This window comes from Actinacidiphila bryophytorum (genome assembly GCF_016916835.1).
GTDB lineage: Bacteria > Actinomycetota > Actinomycetes > Streptomycetales > Streptomycetaceae > Actinacidiphila > Actinacidiphila bryophytorum.
In genome coordinates this window covers 1-14,491 of record NZ_JAFFIX010000004.1, presented here as the reverse complement: position 1 = coordinate 14,491, position 14,491 = coordinate 1, and the positions used below count along the sequence as shown (strand labels likewise).

The window sequence follows — 14,491 nt, the reverse complement described above, 5'->3', positions numbered from 1 at the left end:
CCTGTGATCGTCTGCGGAGACGGTACAGCGAGGTCGGTGGAGCGGCTTTGGGCGGGAGTTGCCATGGGGCGAGAGATCGGGGCCAGTAAGCTTGCGGCGCTTCGGGCGGTCTGTGGACCTGCCCGTTAAGGCCCGATAATGGCCCCGATCTTCGAGGCTCGCCCCATGGTGGCTGCCTAAAGCCGTGGAGCCAACCGGCCCCAGCTGACGACGGTTCTGACCTCATGCCGCCGGCCAACCCTCGTGGGCGCGCGCGGCGCCGGCCGAGCCGAGCGGGGCGGAGACAGGAGCGACGGCCGGCCAGGAGCCGGACGCGCGCCCGGCGGAGCGGTAGCGCAGCCGGGTGCCTTGAACTCGTAGAGAAAGTTGTAACTCGGCCTCGGCGTCGTTCGTGGTGTCGGCACCGCCTACGACCAGAGAAGCCACGAGAATCACACCGCGGCTTGCACCGCCCCTCGCTGCAGCTTCTCCACCGGCTGCCATTCCCGCGCCTGCCGCTGCCCGAACTGTGCCTGAGAGCACTCCGGATGCGCCAAGCCCAGCAGGACGGCGACCCAAAGAAGGCCGGGGACCTGTGGCAGGACGCTCACGGCCTGGTCTTCACCACGAAGTACCGCACCCCTATCGAGCCGGGCAACCTCACCCGGATGTTCGTCTTACGCGCTCGTCGGGCGGGCCTGCGCGTGATCCCGCTGCGGAAACCCGGGCACACGTGCAGCTCGCTCCTGGTGGCGCTCACGGTCCACCCGAAGGTGGCACAGCGCATCCTTCGTCACTCGCAGATCGCCATGACGATGGAGGTCTACGCGGAGGCGAGCGAGGAAGAGGTGCGGACGGCACTCCGGCAGCTGTCGGAGGCGATGGGCACCGGCTGACATCAGCCGTTGCTGTACTTCGCTGCTGTACGGCACGGAAGAGCCCCGCTCCGGATGATCCGGGCGGGGCTCTGACCTGCTGTGCACTCGGCAGGATTCGAACCTGCAACCTTCTGATCCGTAGTCAGATGCTCTATCCGTTGAGCTACGAGTGCTCGGCTGCTTCGCGGCGTTTTGGGCCGGTCGGCGGCTTGCGGAGACAACATTACATGAGGTGGGGCGGGAGGTGAAATCGGTAAGGGGGGCGGGGCGGGGGAGGGGGCGGGAACGCGGGAACCCCGCCGTCCGGGGGGACGAGCGGGGTTCCGGGTGGTGGCGGAGGCGGAGGGATTTGAACCCTCGATGGACGGTAAAGCCCAAACCGCATTAGCAGTGCGGCGCCATAGACCGGACTAGGCGACGCCTCCAGCGTGCAACCCGGGTGAGCGGGTGCGTGTGCAGATGATGACACAGCCCTGCGGGCTGCGACCAATCGCAGACTACGGTACAAGGCCGCCGGTCGGCAGGGCAAAGGGGTTGGCTTCGGCGGGGCGGCGGAAGGGAGGCCTGAGCCGGGGGCGGCACGCCCACGAACGGGTGGAATGCGTGGGTTGCCGGGTTCCGCCGGGATAAAGGAGGAGCATGCCTCACATGACTTCCCGCACCACGCCCCGGCCGACCGACCGGCTCCGCCCCCGCCTCGCCCGCCGGCTGGCCTGGTGCGCGGCCGCGTACACCCTGGCCGCCGTTTTCGCCGGCCCTGCGGGGGCTGTCGGACTGCCCCGGCCGGGCGTCGCCGGGCTCGGCGACCGGCTCACCGTCGTGTACGACGACGGCGCCGGACGTACCGCAACCCGCACGCTGACCTGCGGCCTGGCCGCGACCGCGGAGGAGCGGGACGCGTGCGCGCGGCTGGACGAGCTGGGCGGGCCGCTGGCGCCGGTGCCGTCCGGGCAGATGTGCTCGATGATCTACGGCGGCCCGCAGACCGCGCATGTCACCGGCGTGTGGGGCGGCGAGGTGGTGGACGAGACCTACCGCAGGACGGACGGCTGCGAGGTCGCCCGCTGGAACCGCATGGTGCCGGCGCTCCCCTCGCCCGTCGGCGGCTCGGACGGCGGCCGCCGCATGCTCGCGACCTGAGCGCGTGAGCGCCCGAGCGCCCGAGAACGTGAGCGCCCCAGCGCCTGAGCACCCGGCCGCCCGAGCACTCGACAAGGCACAGGGAGCGCATATCCGCACGTCATGCCCCACCCGTGACGCACACCACACAAACCCCCCACATATCCGAACCCCTATGCGCACAGCCCCACATGGGCATCCGCAGCCGCACGCGGGGACCCGACCCGTACACTCGGTCTAGTGACATGGCCCGGGGGTGGCGGCAAGATGGGCCGCCCGTAAAGACAGCCGACGGCACCGGCGGGATCGCGCCGTGCGCGGCAAGCCACCCGGGACAAGAACAGAGCGGAAAGCAGAGAGGACGCGTCTCGTGAGCAGCAGGCCATCCAGAGGCGCTGCTCGCCTCGCCTCCATACTCGACGCCCTGCCCGACGCCCTGCTCCTGGTCGACGTCAACGGCACCGTGGTCAATGCCAACGCCATAGCGCTGGAGACCTTCGAGTCGCCGGGGACCGCCCTGGTGGGCCGGGGTCTGCTCGACCTGCTCCCGTCCTTCGACTCCAAGCGCATCCCCGGCTCCATGCGCAGCCCGCGCGAGGCGGCGGAGGACACCAGGACGAAGCCGACCAGGATGGTCGCCCGGCGCACCGACGGCACGGACTTCCCCGTCGAGGTGACCAGCGCGAACCTGGAGAACGGCCGCACCCCGTACGCAGACTACGGCGACGGTGTGCCGCACTACACCGGCGACGAGCTGCTCATGCTGGTGGTCCGCGACCTGACCGGCACCATGGACACCGAAGCCGAACTGGCCCGCCAGCAGCGGCAGACCGAGATGATCCTGCGGGCCGCGGCCGAAGGCGTGGTCGGCGTCGACACGGCGGGCAAGGTCGTCCTGGTCAACCCGTCGGCCGCGCAGATCCTCGGTTACCGCGCCACCGACCTGGGCGGCAAGGAGCTGCACCCGCTGGTGCACCACTCGCGCCCGGACGGCAGCGCGCTGGCGTACGAGGAGACGCCGCTGGCCGACACGCTGCGCAGCGGGCGCAAGCACCGGGTGCGCGGGCAGGTGCTGTGGCGCAAGGACGGCCGCCCTGTGCCGGTCGACCTGACGACGGCGCCGGTGCGCGACGGCGACCAGCTGGTCGGCGCGGTGATGACCTTCACCGACCGGACGGCGTACGACGCGCTGGCCGCCCGCAGCGGTCAGCTGAGCGCCCTGCTCGACACCTCGCTGCGCGGCCCGCTGGCCGAACTGCGGGGCGAGCTGACCGGCCTGGCCGCCGACCCTGCGGGGCAGCTGTGGCCCGAGGCCAACCAGATCCTGCACCACCTGGCGGCCGGCTACGCCCGTATCACCACGCTCATCGACAATGTGCTGGCCTTCCAGCGGCTGGACCGCGGCGAGGACAAGCTGCGCCGCGAGGACGTCGGCCTCGACCAGGTGATCGCGGCGGCCGTGGAGGGCGCGACGGAGCTGATCGGCCCGGGCCGGGCGCAGTTCGCGGTGCACGCGCCGCCGATCCAGGCGGCGGTCGACGGCGAGCGGATGGCGCAGGCGCTGGCCCACCTGGTCGCGGACGTCGCGGGCATCGACTCGGCCGGCAATGCCATCGCCTATACCGGCGACTCGACGATCGTGGTGGCCGCGGCCTTGCGCGGCGACGTGATACGGATCGACGTCCGCGGCCCGCACGCCGGCGGCGACCCGGTGCATCTGCCGCTGGCCCGCGGCATCGTGGAGCGGCACGGCGGTGTGCTGCAGACCCACGAGGTGCCGGGCCAGGGCAGCGCCTACGTCCTCGAGGTGCCCGCCGGCAAGGGCAACGGCGGTGTGCCGCAGCAGGCCGCCGCAGCGCAGTCGGACGGCGGTACGCGTACGGCCGCCCGTTCCGCCGCGGCCGGCGACGGCGACCAGCCGCGCGAGTCGGACACCACCGTGATGCCGCTGCCGTCGGAGCCCGCCCGGGGCACGCAGGGCCAGGTTCCCGCGGCGGAAGCCGGCCAGGCACCGCAGGACGGCGCCCCGACCGGGCGCCGGCGTGCGCTGCGCAGGCCCGAGGGCCGGCCCGCACCGGTCGAGGCGGCGCCCGCGCCCGTACAGCCGACGGGGCGTCGCAGGGCGGCCCGCACCGAGGAGGCGCAGGGCCAGCCGCAGGAGCTGGACCCGGCGCCTGACCGGGCCGAGCTGCCCGCCGCGCCGATCCCCAACGCGCTGCCGCCCGCCACCCCCGACGCGACGCCGGAGACCGGCCGCCGTGCGGCCCGCCGCGCCGTCGAGCCCCCCGCCGCACCGGTGCCGCCGCAGCCGCAGCCCGCACCGCAGTCCTGGCCCGCCGCAGGTCTCCCGGCCCCGCCGACCCCGCAGGCCTGGCCCAACGCGTCCGCGCAGACCGCCCCCGCGGCCCAGCCCCAGCTTCCGCAGCAGAACCAGCAGAAGCCGCAGTCGGCGCCCGAGCCCCCCGCCGCAACCGACGGCGGCACCCCGCGCAACGCCCTGCCGCCCGCGACCAACTGGCCCGCGGCCCAGGGCACCCGCCCGGCTCCCGCGGCACCCCCGCCGCCTCCGCCGCCCGCGCCCGCGGTCCCGCAGCCGGGTCCCGTGGCCTCCGCGCCGCCGGCCCCGCCGCAGCACGACCAGTCGCACAGCACCAGTACGTACGGCAGGGCCATAAGCGTCCGCACCCTCGGCCAGGGCGTGCCGTACGGGCACCGGCCCGACGGTTCGCAGGACCCGCAGAGCCAGACGCAGGCGGTCGAGGCGCACAGCCCGCAGGGCCTGCCCGCGCAGGTCGCGGCGGGCGGTTCCGGGCGCCGCCGCCGGCTCAACCCGGACCGGGCAGCCGCCGACAACGAGCCGTCGAGCCGCAGCCTCATCCAGCAGGTGCCGAGCCAGCCGCACGGCCCCGGCGGCGAGACGCAGGCCCGCCAGCACCCGCAGGCGGACCCGGACAGCGGCCAGTTGCCGGTGAACCGCCCGAGCCGGCAGGACCGGCAGAGCCCGCAGGACCTCCAGGAGGCGCCGCCCGCGCCCGAGGAGGAGACGGCCCTGCTGCGCCCGGTGCCGCCCGCACCCGCGCAGCCGCAGGCCCCCGGCAGGTCGTACGCGATAGGCGCGCCCGCGGCCGGCGCCGACGAGGGTCCCGAGCCGCTGGACGGGCCGAACGGCGCCGTGGACGTCACCGACGTGGCCGACGACCGCGTCGAGGAGCCGCTGGACGAGCCGCGCCGGCTGCTGGTGTGGCCCGAGCCCGACGTGTCGACGCGGCAGGCGCTGACCGACCGCGGCTACCGGCCGGTGATCGTACGGTCCCGCGAGGAGGTCGACGCGCAGGTCGCAGAGCCGCCGGCGGCGCTGTTCGTGGACCCGCTGACCGGCCCGATCACCCGGACCGCGCTCCAGGCGCTGCGGCAGGCGGCCGCGGCGGCCGACGTACCGGTGCTGGTGACGGCCGGGCTCGGCCAGGCGACGCGGGAGGCGGCGTACGGCGCCGACCCCGCCGTGCTGCTCAAGGCGCTGGCGCCGCGCGACAGCGAGCAGCACCCGCCGCGGGTGCTGCTGGTGGAGGGGCACGAGCCGATCGCGCAGGCCTTCGCGGCGACGCTGGAACGGCGCGGCATGCAGGTCGCGCACGCAGGTTCCGAGGCGGAGGCGATGACCAAGGCGGCGCAGATCCACCCGAACCTGGTGGTCATGGACCTGATGCTGATCCGCCGCAGGCGGCAGGGCATCGTGGACTGGCTGCGCGGGCACGCTCGCCTGAACAACACCCCGCTGGTCGTCTACACCTCCGCCGACATCGACCCGGCCGAGCTGCCCCGGCTGGCGTCCGGCGAGACCGTGCTCTTCCTCGCCGAGCGCTCCACGAGCACGGACGTGCAGTCCAGGATCGTGGACCTGCTCGGCAAGATCGGCACCTGACCGTCAACCGTCGGGTCGTATCCGGTGCGGTCAGTGTGCGGCGGCCCGTGCGTCCGTGCCGGCGCGGCGGCGGCTGGTGAGTGCGATGCGGTTCCAGGCGTTGATGGTCAGGACCAGGCCCAGCAGCTGGGCCAGTTCCGCGTCGTCGAAGTGCGCGGCGGCCTCGTCGTACACGTCGTCGGGTACGCCGGCCTGCGCGACCAGCGTGACGGCCTCGGTGAAGGCGAGCGCGGCCTGCTCCTTGGCGGTGTAGAAGTGCCGTGCCTCGCGCCAGGCCGACAGCAGGTACAGCCGCTCCTCGGTCTCACCGCGCCTGCGGGCGTCCTTGGTGTGCATGTGCAGGCAGTACGCGCAGCCGTTGATCTGCGAGGCGCGCGTCTGCACCAGCTCGACCAGGGTCGGGTCGAGGCCCGCGCGCGAGGCGGCGTCGAAACCGATGAGAGCCTTGAAGACCTTGGGGGCCGCGGTGGCGATGTCGATACGGTCGGCGGTGGTCGTTTCGGCTGCGTCTGTCGTCGTTGTCATGATGATCAGCCTAGAAGGCACAGTGACCGGGCGTAGAGTGCAATTCCATGACAGATGAACGGGTCAATTCGGTGGACGGCGCGGACGCCGGGTGGGCGGAGGCAGCCGCGGCCCTCGGCCGCGACCTGCACCTCGAACTGACCGCCGACGGCGGCAGCACCCGCGGCGGCAAGCGGGCCGTCCTCGCCAGGGCGCTGCGCGACGCCGTCAGCAGCGGGCGGCTCCCGCCCGGCACCCGGCTGCCGCCCTACCGCTCTCTCGCCGCCGACCTCGGCATGGCGCGCAACGCCGTCGCCGACGCCTACGCGGAACTCGTCGCCGAAGGCTGGCTCACCGCACGGCAGGGCTCCGGCACCCGGGTCGCGGAACGGGCCGCGCCGCCCCCCGCACCCGACCCGCCACCGGCCCCCGCACCCCGGCCCGCCTACGACCTGCGGCAAGGAGTGCCGCACACCGGGTCCTTCCCCCGCACCGGCTGGCTGGCCGCCTCCCGGCGGGCGCTCACCGCCGCGCCCAACGACGCCTTCGGCCCCGGCGACCCGCGCGGCCGCATCGAACTGCGCCGCGCACTGGCCGGCTACCTGGCCAGGGCGCGCGGGGTGCGGACCTCGCCCGAGCGGATCGTGGTCACCTCGGGCGTCGCAGGCGCGCTGCGGCTGCTCGCGACCGTCCCGCAGGTGCGGTCCGCACCGGTCGCGGTGGAGGAGTACGGACTGCCGCACCACCGCCGCATCCTCACCGCCGCGGGCCTGACCACCCTCCCGTTGCCCGTCGACGCGCGCGGCGCCGACCCCACGGGCCTCGCCACCAGCGGCGCGGCCGCCGTCCTGCTCACCCCCGCGCACCAGTTCCCCACCGGCGTCGCCCTGCACCCCGACCGGCGGGCCGCGGCCGTCGGCTGGGCGCGGGAAGCCGGCGGACTCGTCTTCGAGGACGACTACGACGGCGAATTCCGCTACGACCGGCAACCGGTGGGCGCCGTACAGGGCCTCGACCCGGAGCGGGTCGCCTACCTGGGCTCGGCCAGCAAGAGCCTGTCCCCCGCGCTCCGGCTCGGCTGGATGGCCCTGCCCGCGCACCTGGTGGACGTCGTCGTCGCGGCCAAGGGCGAGCGGGAGCCGACGGTGAGCGTCCTCGAACAGCTCACACTCGCCGACTTCATCGAGTCCGGCGGCTACGACCGCCACCTGCGCGGCATGCGGCAGCGCTACCGGCGCCGCCGGGACCAGCTCGCCTCCGTCCTGGCCGAACTGGCCCCGCACATCGAGGTGACCGGCATCGCGGCCGGCCTCCACGCGGTGCTCCGCCTGCCCCCGGGCACCGAGGCGGCTGCGGCCCGGGCCGCAGCCTTCCAGTGCCTCGCCCTGGACCCCCTCGCCGACTTCCGCCACCCGTCGGCGACTTCCCCGGCCCCCGACGGCCTCGTCGTCGGCTACGCCGCCCCACCCGACCCCGCCTTCCCCTCAGCCCTCACCGCCCTCACCGACATCCTCCCGCCCCCTCCGTGGTAACGCCCCCTACGCGGGGGGGCGCCCCCGCAGGCTGCCTCTTCGGCGGGGCCAAGCACATAGGGCCACGGGGCTGCACCTGATCTGCGGCTGCCGCCGCGTGGCCGCGCTACCCGCAGGGCGCCCCTGCGCCTGGGCCGAGCTCATAGGGGCGCGGGAAACTGCGCGACCAGCCCACCACAACCGTCGTGTGGCGACGGACCGCAACCACCCCAGGGGCGCGGGGAACTGCGCGACCAGCCCCCACCGGGGCGCGGGTCGTCACCGACCCGAAGGGGCTCTTCGGTCCGGAGCCGGACCACCGGCCGCGAGCGAAGCGAGATGGGGGCACCCCCAGGCAAAGCCCTGGGGGAGGGCTGAGCGCGCAGTTCCCCGCGCCCCTGGTGGGCACCCCCTGCCGAAGGGGAGCCGCACACCCACCGCGGCCAGCAGGGGGCGCCGCCCCCGCGCTAGAGCTGGGTGACGTCCAGCTCACCGTCGGCGTACGACCTGCGGAGCACCTTTTTGTCGAACTTCCCCACACTCGTCTTCGGCACCGCCGAAATAATCGCCCACCGCTCCGGCACCTGCCACTTCGCCACCCGCCCCGCGAGGAACTCCCGCAGTTCCGCGTAGCCCGCGGCCGAGCCCTCCGCCAGGACGACCGTGGCGAGGGGCCGTTCGCCCCACCGTTCGTCGGGGACGGCGACGACCGCCGCCTCGACGACGTCCGGGTGCGCCATCAGCTCGTTCTCCAGGGCGACGGAGGAGATCCACTCGCCGCCCGACTTGATGACGTCCTTGGCCCGGTCGGTGAGGGTGAGGTAGCCGTCGGGCGAGATGACGCCGACGTCGCCCGTACGCAGCCAGCCGTCGGGGCTGAACTTGTCCTCGGGCCGGATCGGTTCGGCGCCGGCGCCGCCGTAGTACGCACCGGCGATCCACGGTCCGCGGACCTCCAGTTCGCCCGCGGACTCGTTGTCCCAGGGCATCACCGAGCCGTCGGGGCCGATCAGCCGGGCCTCGACGGACGCGGGGAAGCGGCCCTGCGTGATGCGGTACGCCCACTCCTCCTCGCCGTCGACGCCCGCGGGCGGCAGCGCCACAGTGCCCAGCGGGGAGGTCTCCGTCATGCCCCAGGCGTGGCAGAGCTGCACGCCGAGCTGCTCGTCGAAGGCCTTCATCAGGGCGGGCGGGCAGGCGGACCCGCCGATCGTCACCCGCTTGAGCGAGCTGACGTCGCGGGGTTTGGCGGTCAGCTCGGCCAGCAGCCCCTGCCAGATGGTGGGTACGGCGGCGGCGTGCGTGGGCCGCTCGCTCTCGATCATCTCGGCGAGCGGCGCGGGCTGCAGGAAGCGGTCGGGCATGAGCAGGTTGACGCCGCTCATGAAGGCCGCGTGCGGCAGTCCCCACGAGTTGACGTGGAACATCGGCACGACCGGCAGTGTCGTGTCGTGGTCGGTGAGGCCCATCGACTCGGCCGAGTTGACCTGCATGGAGTGCAGGTAGACCGAGCGGTGGGAGTAGACGACGCCCTTGGGGTCACCGGTGGTGCCGGAGGTGTAGCACATGGCGGCGGCGCTGCGTTCGTCCAGCTCGGGCCAGGGGTAGGTCTCGGGGCGGCCGGCGATCAGCTCCTCGTAGTCGTGCACCGCGGGCCGGCAGCCGTCGAGCAGGCCGCGGTCGCCGGGGCCGACGACGACGATGTGCTCCAGCGGTTCCAGCTGCGGGAGCAGCGGGGCGAGCAGCGGCAGCAGCGTCCCGTTGACCAGGACCACCCGGTCGGCGGCGTGGTTGACGATCCACACCAGCTGGTCGGCGGGCAGCCGCAGGTTGAGGGTGTGCAGTACCGAGCCCATGGAGGGGATGGCGAGGTACGCCTCCAGGTGTTCGGCGTTGTTCCACATGAGGGTGCCGATCCGGTCGCCCTCGGCCACGCCCAGCTCGTCGCGGAGTGCGTTCGCCAGCTGCACCGCACGCAGGCCCACCTCGCGGAAGGTGCGGCGCTGCGGTTCGCCGTCGCCAGTCCACGTCGTGACCTGGGACCTGCCGTGGACCACCGTCCCGTGCACGAGGATGCGGGTCACTGTCAGCGGTACGTCCTGCATGGTGCTCAGCACAGCGGGCCTCCGGCGGCTACGTGAGGTCGGCGAGGTCGGTATCCCGCGATTGTGCTGGCATACCAGGTGGTATGTCACTACCCCCCGCGCGGCCTGCGGCGCCCGGACCCCCGGCCCTATGCCCTCAGGCCACGCACAGCTCCAGCTCGGGGTCGTCGCGCAGCTTGCCCAGTGCGCGCGAGACCGCGCTCTTGACGGTGCCGATCGACACGCCCATGGTCTCCGCGGTCTGCGCCTCGCTCATGTCCTCGTAGTAGCGGAGTACGACCATGGCCCGCTGGCGCGGGGGGAGCCGGGATATCGCGCGCAGCAGGGCGTCGCGCTGCGCCTGCTGCTCGGTGAGGTCGGGAGCGCCGACGGGGGCGGGCTCGGGCAGTTCGTCGGTGCTGAACTCGTCGACCTTGCGCTTGCGCCACTGCGACGTCCTGGTGTTGACCAGGGTGCGCCTGACGTACCCGTCGACGGCCCGGTGGTCGTCGATCCGGTCCCAGGCGAGGTACGTCTTGGTCAGGGCGGTCTGCAGCAGGTCCTCTGCGTCGGCGGGGTTGGGGGTCAGGGAGCGCGCGGTGCGCAGCAGCGTCGGACCCTTGGTGCGTACGTAGGCCGTGAACTGCGTCGTGCTGGCGCTGGTGCACACAGGCGTGGTCATGGCTCCACGCTAGGTTGCCGGGCACCCCTCGCGGATCGGCCGCAGGTGCCGAAACGGGATCACCCTCAGGTCGTAGGGCGGGGGCTTTCCCCACCCCCCGAGGGGGGAGCCGCACGCGCCTTTCCCGCAGGGGATACACCCGAGGGCGTACGGGGACGCCTCCCAGCGGCACCCGGCAGCAACCGGGGACGCCTCCCGGCGGCCTGCCGGCCGTACCGTCCCGCGTCAGTCGACCACAGCCACCGGGGCGTCGATCAGGTCCCGGTCGATGGTCAGCTTCTTGCCGCCGTAGGACTCGGTGACGCTGCCGGTGTACTGGTGGATGCGGGCGTGCGACGCCCACGCGGTGGGGCTGAGCGCGGGCTCGTCGGTCAGCGTCGCGCTGACGCCCCAGCGGGCGTACCAGACGGCGTCCGGCAGGTCGGCGACACCGGCCCTGCGGGCGCTCTCGACGTGCTTGATGCCGGAGTCGGCGCTGCTGTAGAAGCCGGCCAGGTAGCCGGCGGCCTGCACCTGGCGGTCCCAGCCGCGCAGGAACGTCAGGGTGGTGGCGGCGCAGGCGGTGTTGCCGATGTCGTACGCCTCCATGTCGAGGTAGAGGGCGCTGCCCTTGCCCAGGCCAAGCGCCTTCGCGGCGGTCACCGCGTCGCCGCCCTCGGTGCCGCCCTGTGACGCCGCCTTCGCCGGGTCGATGCGGTAGGGGTTCTTGTTGGTGCCGCCCACGCAGGGGCTCTGCGACCCGACGTAGATCGGCAGCAGGCTCCACCCCGCCGCGGTGGTCTGCCGCACCCAGTCGGTGGTCAGGTTCAGCTGGCTCTTGCAGGCGCGCGCCCGGCCGCCGAAGTAGATGCCGACGGCGCGGTAGGCGGAGGACGCCCGCCACGCGCGCATCGTCGCCAGGTCGGGTGCCTGGCACGTGTCGAAGCCGCGACCCTGGAAAATGCGGGGTGCGGTGTCGCCCCGGTTGGCACCGCCGGCCCCCGAGGCGGCTGCGGCGGTCGCCGCGGGAAGGAGCAGACCGGTCAGCGTCAGGGTGCCGACCAGCAGGCGGCGGACATAACGGATAAAAGTACTTGTTTCGCTCATTCCGTGAGTGAACGTGGCGAGCGGCCCCGTGGCACGCAGACACGCCGCCGCACACCCGTCCGTGACGCCCTTCGACCTGCCGGCCGCACATTGTCCACAGCCTGTGGAAAACCAGCGGGGCGCACGACGGCACGGGGATGCCGTCGCGCGCCCCTGGCTGCTGCCAGCCGGCCCGCACCTCCTCAGCGCGCGGGCGTCGAGGCCCCCCGATGGGTCACCAGAGCGGTGAGAAGTGGATGTTGACGGTGTTCTGGTCGATGGCGGTGAAGCCGGCGCCGGCCACACTCGCGGTGTTGTTCTGGTTCGACGCGCCGTCGCCGGTGGCGGCCTGCTGCGTCGTCGTCACGTTGCCGAAGTTGAAGCCGCCGACGTTGCCGCCGGAGTTGCTCACGACCGTCGCGTTCGAGTGGCCACCCGCGAAAGCGCCGTCGTCGGCCACGGCGGTGCCGGCGAACAGCACTGCCGCGACAGGCAGTGCGGCCACGGCGGCCAGGACACGGACGGTACGGATGCTTGCCATGGTGTTCCCTCCCAGGGGACAGAATTCCGAACTCGGACCTGCTGTCTGCGGTGGAGCGGCCGGCCGACCGCTCCACCTGGTGTTCTGACGGCGTCGCCGAATCCAGACTTGCCCAGGGCATCCGCGCGGAACGCGCCCGCTTGATCCATTTCCCTCGCACGCGTGACGATCTGTCGACAAACCTGCTTGATGCCCGTTTTGGGGGCATCCGGGCGCCGGGCGCGCGCCCCCTCACCACGGGTCGCGCGAGGCCGGCAGGCGCACCCGTAGCGACTGAGCGGCAGGCGCACCCGGGGGCGTACTCAGCGGGCCTGCTGGAGCCAGTCGCGGTAGTGGGTGGGCGCCAGGTGCGCGTCCGGGCCGCCGATCAGGACGTCGCCCTCGACGGCCGCGAACATCCCGGCCTGGTCGTCGGTGACGACGGGCCGGCCGTCGCCCTGCGCGTCCAGCGTGACCTTGCCCAGCTCGTCGAGCCGGAAGACGTCGGGACCCGCGACGTTGCGGATGCCCCGCAGCGGCGCACCGGTCGCGACCTCGGCGACCGCGGCGGCCACGTCGGCCGCGGCCATAGGCTGCACGGGCGTCGCCGGCAGCCGTACGGTCTCCGCGTCCGAGGTCCAGGACAGGACCGCGTCCATGAACTCGAAGAACTGCGTGGCGCGCACGATCGAGTACGGCGTCGGCCCCTGCTGCAGCAGCTCCTCCTGGAGCGCCTTGGCTCGGTAATAGTCCAGAGCGGGCACCTTGTCCACGCCGACGATCGACAGGATGACCTGGTGCCCGACCCCCGCCTTCTCGCCGGCGGCCAGCAGGTTGCCCATCGAGGTGCGGAAGAAGTCCAGGGAGGCGGCGTCGAAGGTCGGCGAGTTCGACAGGTTGACGACGACGTCGGCGCCCTCGACCGCCTCGTCCAGGCCCTCCCCGCTGATCAGGTCGACCCCGGTGGACAGCGCCGCCGGCACCGCCTCGTGCCCGGCGCCGGTCAGCAGCCTGACCACCTGCGAGCCGATCAGTCCCGTGCCGCCGATAACGGTGACCTTCATGTCTGCCGCCTTTCGCGCGTGCCGAGGGCACGCAGGGTCGAGGGAGGACGCCGCCTCCGCAACTCGGACACTTCTTATCCGAGATAATAGTCGGATAGTCTTTGTCCGAGTCAAGCCGGGGCCTGAGCCGAGCCGAAGTAGGGGTCCAGCCGAGGTCCGGGTCAAGCCGAGGAGGTGCGGGGGCGTGAAGCTGTCCGGTGGCGTCGAGTGGGCGCTGCACTGCTGCGTCGTCCTGACCGCGGCCGACGAGCCGGTCCCCGCGGCCCGCCTCGCGGAACTCCACGACGTGTCCGGCAGTTACCTGGCCAAGCAGCTCCAGGCGCTCTCCCGCGCCGATCTCGTACGCTCCGTCCAGGGCAAGGCCGGCGGATACGTCCTGACCAGGTCCCCCGAGCTGATCACCGTCCTCGACGTCGTCACGGCGATCGACGGCCCGCAGCCCGCCTTCGTCTGCACGGAGATCCGTAAACGCGGCCCGCTGGCCGCACCCGAGGAGGCCTGCACCCGGCCCTGCCCCATCTCCCGGGCGATGTCCGCCGCCGACGCGGCATGGCGCGCCACCTTGCGGGCGATAACCGTCGCCGACCTGGCGGCGAGCGTCAACGACGACTACGGGCCCGAGACGATGGCAGGCATCAGCACATGGCTGTCCGCCCCGGCCCCCGGCTCACCCTCGCTGTAGCCCCGCGGCCTCGGCGGGAGCCGTCAGCCCCGCGGCCTCAGCGGGAGCCGCCGCGGTGGCCACGACATCCGGGTCACCGGGTCCGTCCGCCTTGAGGCCGCCCATGGCGGCGGAGTCCGCCGAGCAGGTGGCGGGGCAGTTCCCGAGCACCACAACGACCCACCGAGCGCCCGCAATCAGGCACTCCCCTGCCCTGCCGGCGCTACGACACCCCGTGGAGCCCGAACCAGGAGTTGTCGACCCAGGTGGGGCCGTACAACGAGCCGCGCCCGTTGGCCGCATAGCTGATCTGCTGACCGGCGCCACCGGGCGTCTGGGGGTTCTGGCTCCGGTATTGGCTGTTGGTGACGGTCAGCAGGTCGCTCCTGCCATCTCCCGTGGTGTCACCCACGGAGATGAAAGCAGCCATGGCATTCCATCCGGCGCCGACAAGCTTTCGCGCACCGAACCCTCCGCGGCCGTTGCCCGGGTACAGCCACAG

11 protein-coding genes, 2 tRNA genes and 2 pseudogenes are annotated in these 14,491 nt (G+C 73.2%); 6 read left to right on the top strand and 9 right to left on the bottom strand.

Annotated features, from left to right (window positions below; all coding sequences use genetic code 11):
- Positions 1-396 precede the first annotated feature (396 nt).
- Positions 397-504, top strand: a pseudogene (locus JT723_RS07330) (mobile element transfer protein); the annotation flags it as partial.
- Positions 459-875: pseudogene (locus JT723_RS07325) on the top strand (site-specific integrase); the annotation flags it as partial. The pseudogenes JT723_RS07330 and JT723_RS07325, both read left to right, overlap by 46 nt.
- Before the next feature lie 82 nt (positions 876-957).
- Here JT723_RS07325 and JT723_RS07320 read toward each other — a convergent pair.
- Positions 958-1,030, bottom strand: a tRNA-Arg gene (locus tag JT723_RS07320).
- Positions 1,031-1,188: 158 nt separating this feature from the next.
- Positions 1,189-1,282 (bottom strand) — tRNA-Ser (locus JT723_RS07315).
- Positions 1,283-1,496: 214 nt separating this feature from the next.
- Here JT723_RS07315 and JT723_RS07310 point away from each other — a divergent pair.
- Together JT723_RS07310 and JT723_RS07305 are read left to right on the top strand one after the other, a co-directional pair.
- Complete coding sequence (locus tag JT723_RS07310) at positions 1,497-1,997, top strand: SSI family serine proteinase inhibitor (RefSeq protein ID WP_240165245.1); 501 nt, start codon at positions 1,497-1,499, stop codon at positions 1,995-1,997.
- Positions 1,998-2,346: 349 nt separating this feature from the next.
- On the top strand, positions 2,347-5,898 hold the full coding sequence (locus JT723_RS07305) for a hybrid sensor histidine kinase/response regulator (RefSeq protein ID WP_205043677.1): 3,552 nt from the start codon (positions 2,347-2,349) through the stop codon (positions 5,896-5,898).
- Between the two features lie 30 nt (positions 5,899-5,928).
- Here JT723_RS07305 and JT723_RS07300 read toward each other — a convergent pair whose 3' ends face one another.
- Entirely contained in the window at positions 5,929-6,423 is a 495-nt protein-coding gene (locus JT723_RS07300) for a carboxymuconolactone decarboxylase family protein (protein WP_205043676.1), read from the bottom strand.
- A 47-nt stretch (positions 6,424-6,470) separates the two neighbouring features.
- Between JT723_RS07300 and pdxR the strand changes: the two genes are divergently transcribed.
- A complete protein-coding gene (pdxR, locus tag JT723_RS07295) occupies positions 6,471-7,934 on the top strand; it encodes a MocR-like pyridoxine biosynthesis transcription factor PdxR (RefSeq protein ID WP_205043675.1) in 1,464 nt (487 codons plus the stop codon).
- 446 nt (positions 7,935-8,380) lie between these two features.
- Here pdxR and JT723_RS07290 read toward each other — a convergent pair whose 3' ends face one another.
- The 5 genes from JT723_RS07290 to JT723_RS07270 all read right to left on the bottom strand — a co-directional run bounded on the left by JT723_RS07290 (position 8,381) and on the right by JT723_RS07270 (position 13,328).
- Entirely contained in the window at positions 8,381-10,030 is a 1,650-nt protein-coding gene (locus tag JT723_RS07290) for a long-chain fatty acid--CoA ligase (RefSeq protein ID WP_205043674.1), read from the bottom strand.
- A 124-nt stretch (positions 10,031-10,154) separates the two neighbouring features.
- The gene (locus JT723_RS07285; protein WP_205043673.1) at positions 10,155-10,679 is read right to left on the bottom strand and encodes a SigE family RNA polymerase sigma factor; all 525 of its coding nucleotides are present in this window, start codon (positions 10,677-10,679) and stop codon (positions 10,155-10,157) included.
- Positions 10,680-10,904: 225 nt separating this feature from the next.
- On the bottom strand, positions 10,905-11,765 hold the full coding sequence (locus JT723_RS07280; protein ID WP_205043672.1) for a DUF1906 domain-containing protein: 861 nt from the start codon (positions 11,763-11,765) through the stop codon (positions 10,905-10,907).
- 214 nt (positions 11,766-11,979) lie between these two features.
- The gene (locus tag JT723_RS07275) at positions 11,980-12,285 is read right to left on the bottom strand and encodes a hypothetical protein (RefSeq protein ID WP_205043671.1); all 306 of its coding nucleotides are present in this window, start codon (positions 12,283-12,285) and stop codon (positions 11,980-11,982) included.
- Between the two features lie 302 nt (positions 12,286-12,587).
- Positions 12,588-13,328, bottom strand: coding sequence for an SDR family oxidoreductase (locus JT723_RS07270; protein WP_205043670.1), 741 nt, complete (start codon positions 13,326-13,328; stop codon positions 12,588-12,590).
- A gap of 184 nt (positions 13,329-13,512) precedes the next feature.
- Here JT723_RS07270 and JT723_RS07265 point away from each other — a divergent pair, with 184 nt between their 5' ends.
- Positions 13,513-14,010, top strand: coding sequence for an RrF2 family transcriptional regulator (locus JT723_RS07265; RefSeq protein ID WP_251513292.1), 498 nt, complete (start codon positions 13,513-13,515; stop codon positions 14,008-14,010).
- Positions 14,011-14,212: 202 nt separating this feature from the next.
- Here the strand turns inward: JT723_RS07265 and JT723_RS07260 are convergent, their stop codons facing one another.
- Entirely contained in the window at positions 14,213-14,419 is a 207-nt protein-coding gene (locus tag JT723_RS07260; RefSeq protein WP_205043669.1) for a hypothetical protein, read from the bottom strand.
- Between the last annotated feature and the right edge of the window lie 72 nt (positions 14,420-14,491).

Excerpts from the sequence above, each read along its gene's own strand:
- JT723_RS07310 (WP_240165245.1), top strand. The coding sequence starts at position 1,497 with ATGCCTCACATGACTTCCCGCACCACGCCCCGGCCGACCGACCGGCTC.
- JT723_RS07300 (WP_205043676.1), bottom strand. The coding sequence starts at position 6,423 with ATGACAACGACGACAGACGCAGCCGAAACGACCACCGCCGACCGTATC.
- pdxR (WP_205043675.1), top strand. The coding sequence starts at position 6,471 with ATGACAGATGAACGGGTCAATTCGGTGGACGGCGCGGACGCCGGGTGG.
- JT723_RS07285 (WP_205043673.1), bottom strand. The coding sequence starts at position 10,679 with ATGACCACGCCTGTGTGCACCAGCGCCAGCACGACGCAGTTCACGGCC.
- JT723_RS07280 (WP_205043672.1), bottom strand. The coding sequence starts at position 11,765 with ATGAGCGAAACAAGTACTTTTATCCGTTATGTCCGCCGCCTGCTGGTC.
- JT723_RS07275 (WP_205043671.1), bottom strand. The coding sequence starts at position 12,285 with ATGGCAAGCATCCGTACCGTCCGTGTCCTGGCCGCCGTGGCCGCACTG.
- JT723_RS07270 (WP_205043670.1), bottom strand. The coding sequence starts at position 13,328 with ATGAAGGTCACCGTTATCGGCGGCACGGGACTGATCGGCTCGCAGGTG.
- JT723_RS07260 (WP_205043669.1), bottom strand. The coding sequence starts at position 14,419 with ATGGCTGCTTTCATCTCCGTGGGTGACACCACGGGAGATGGCAGGAGC.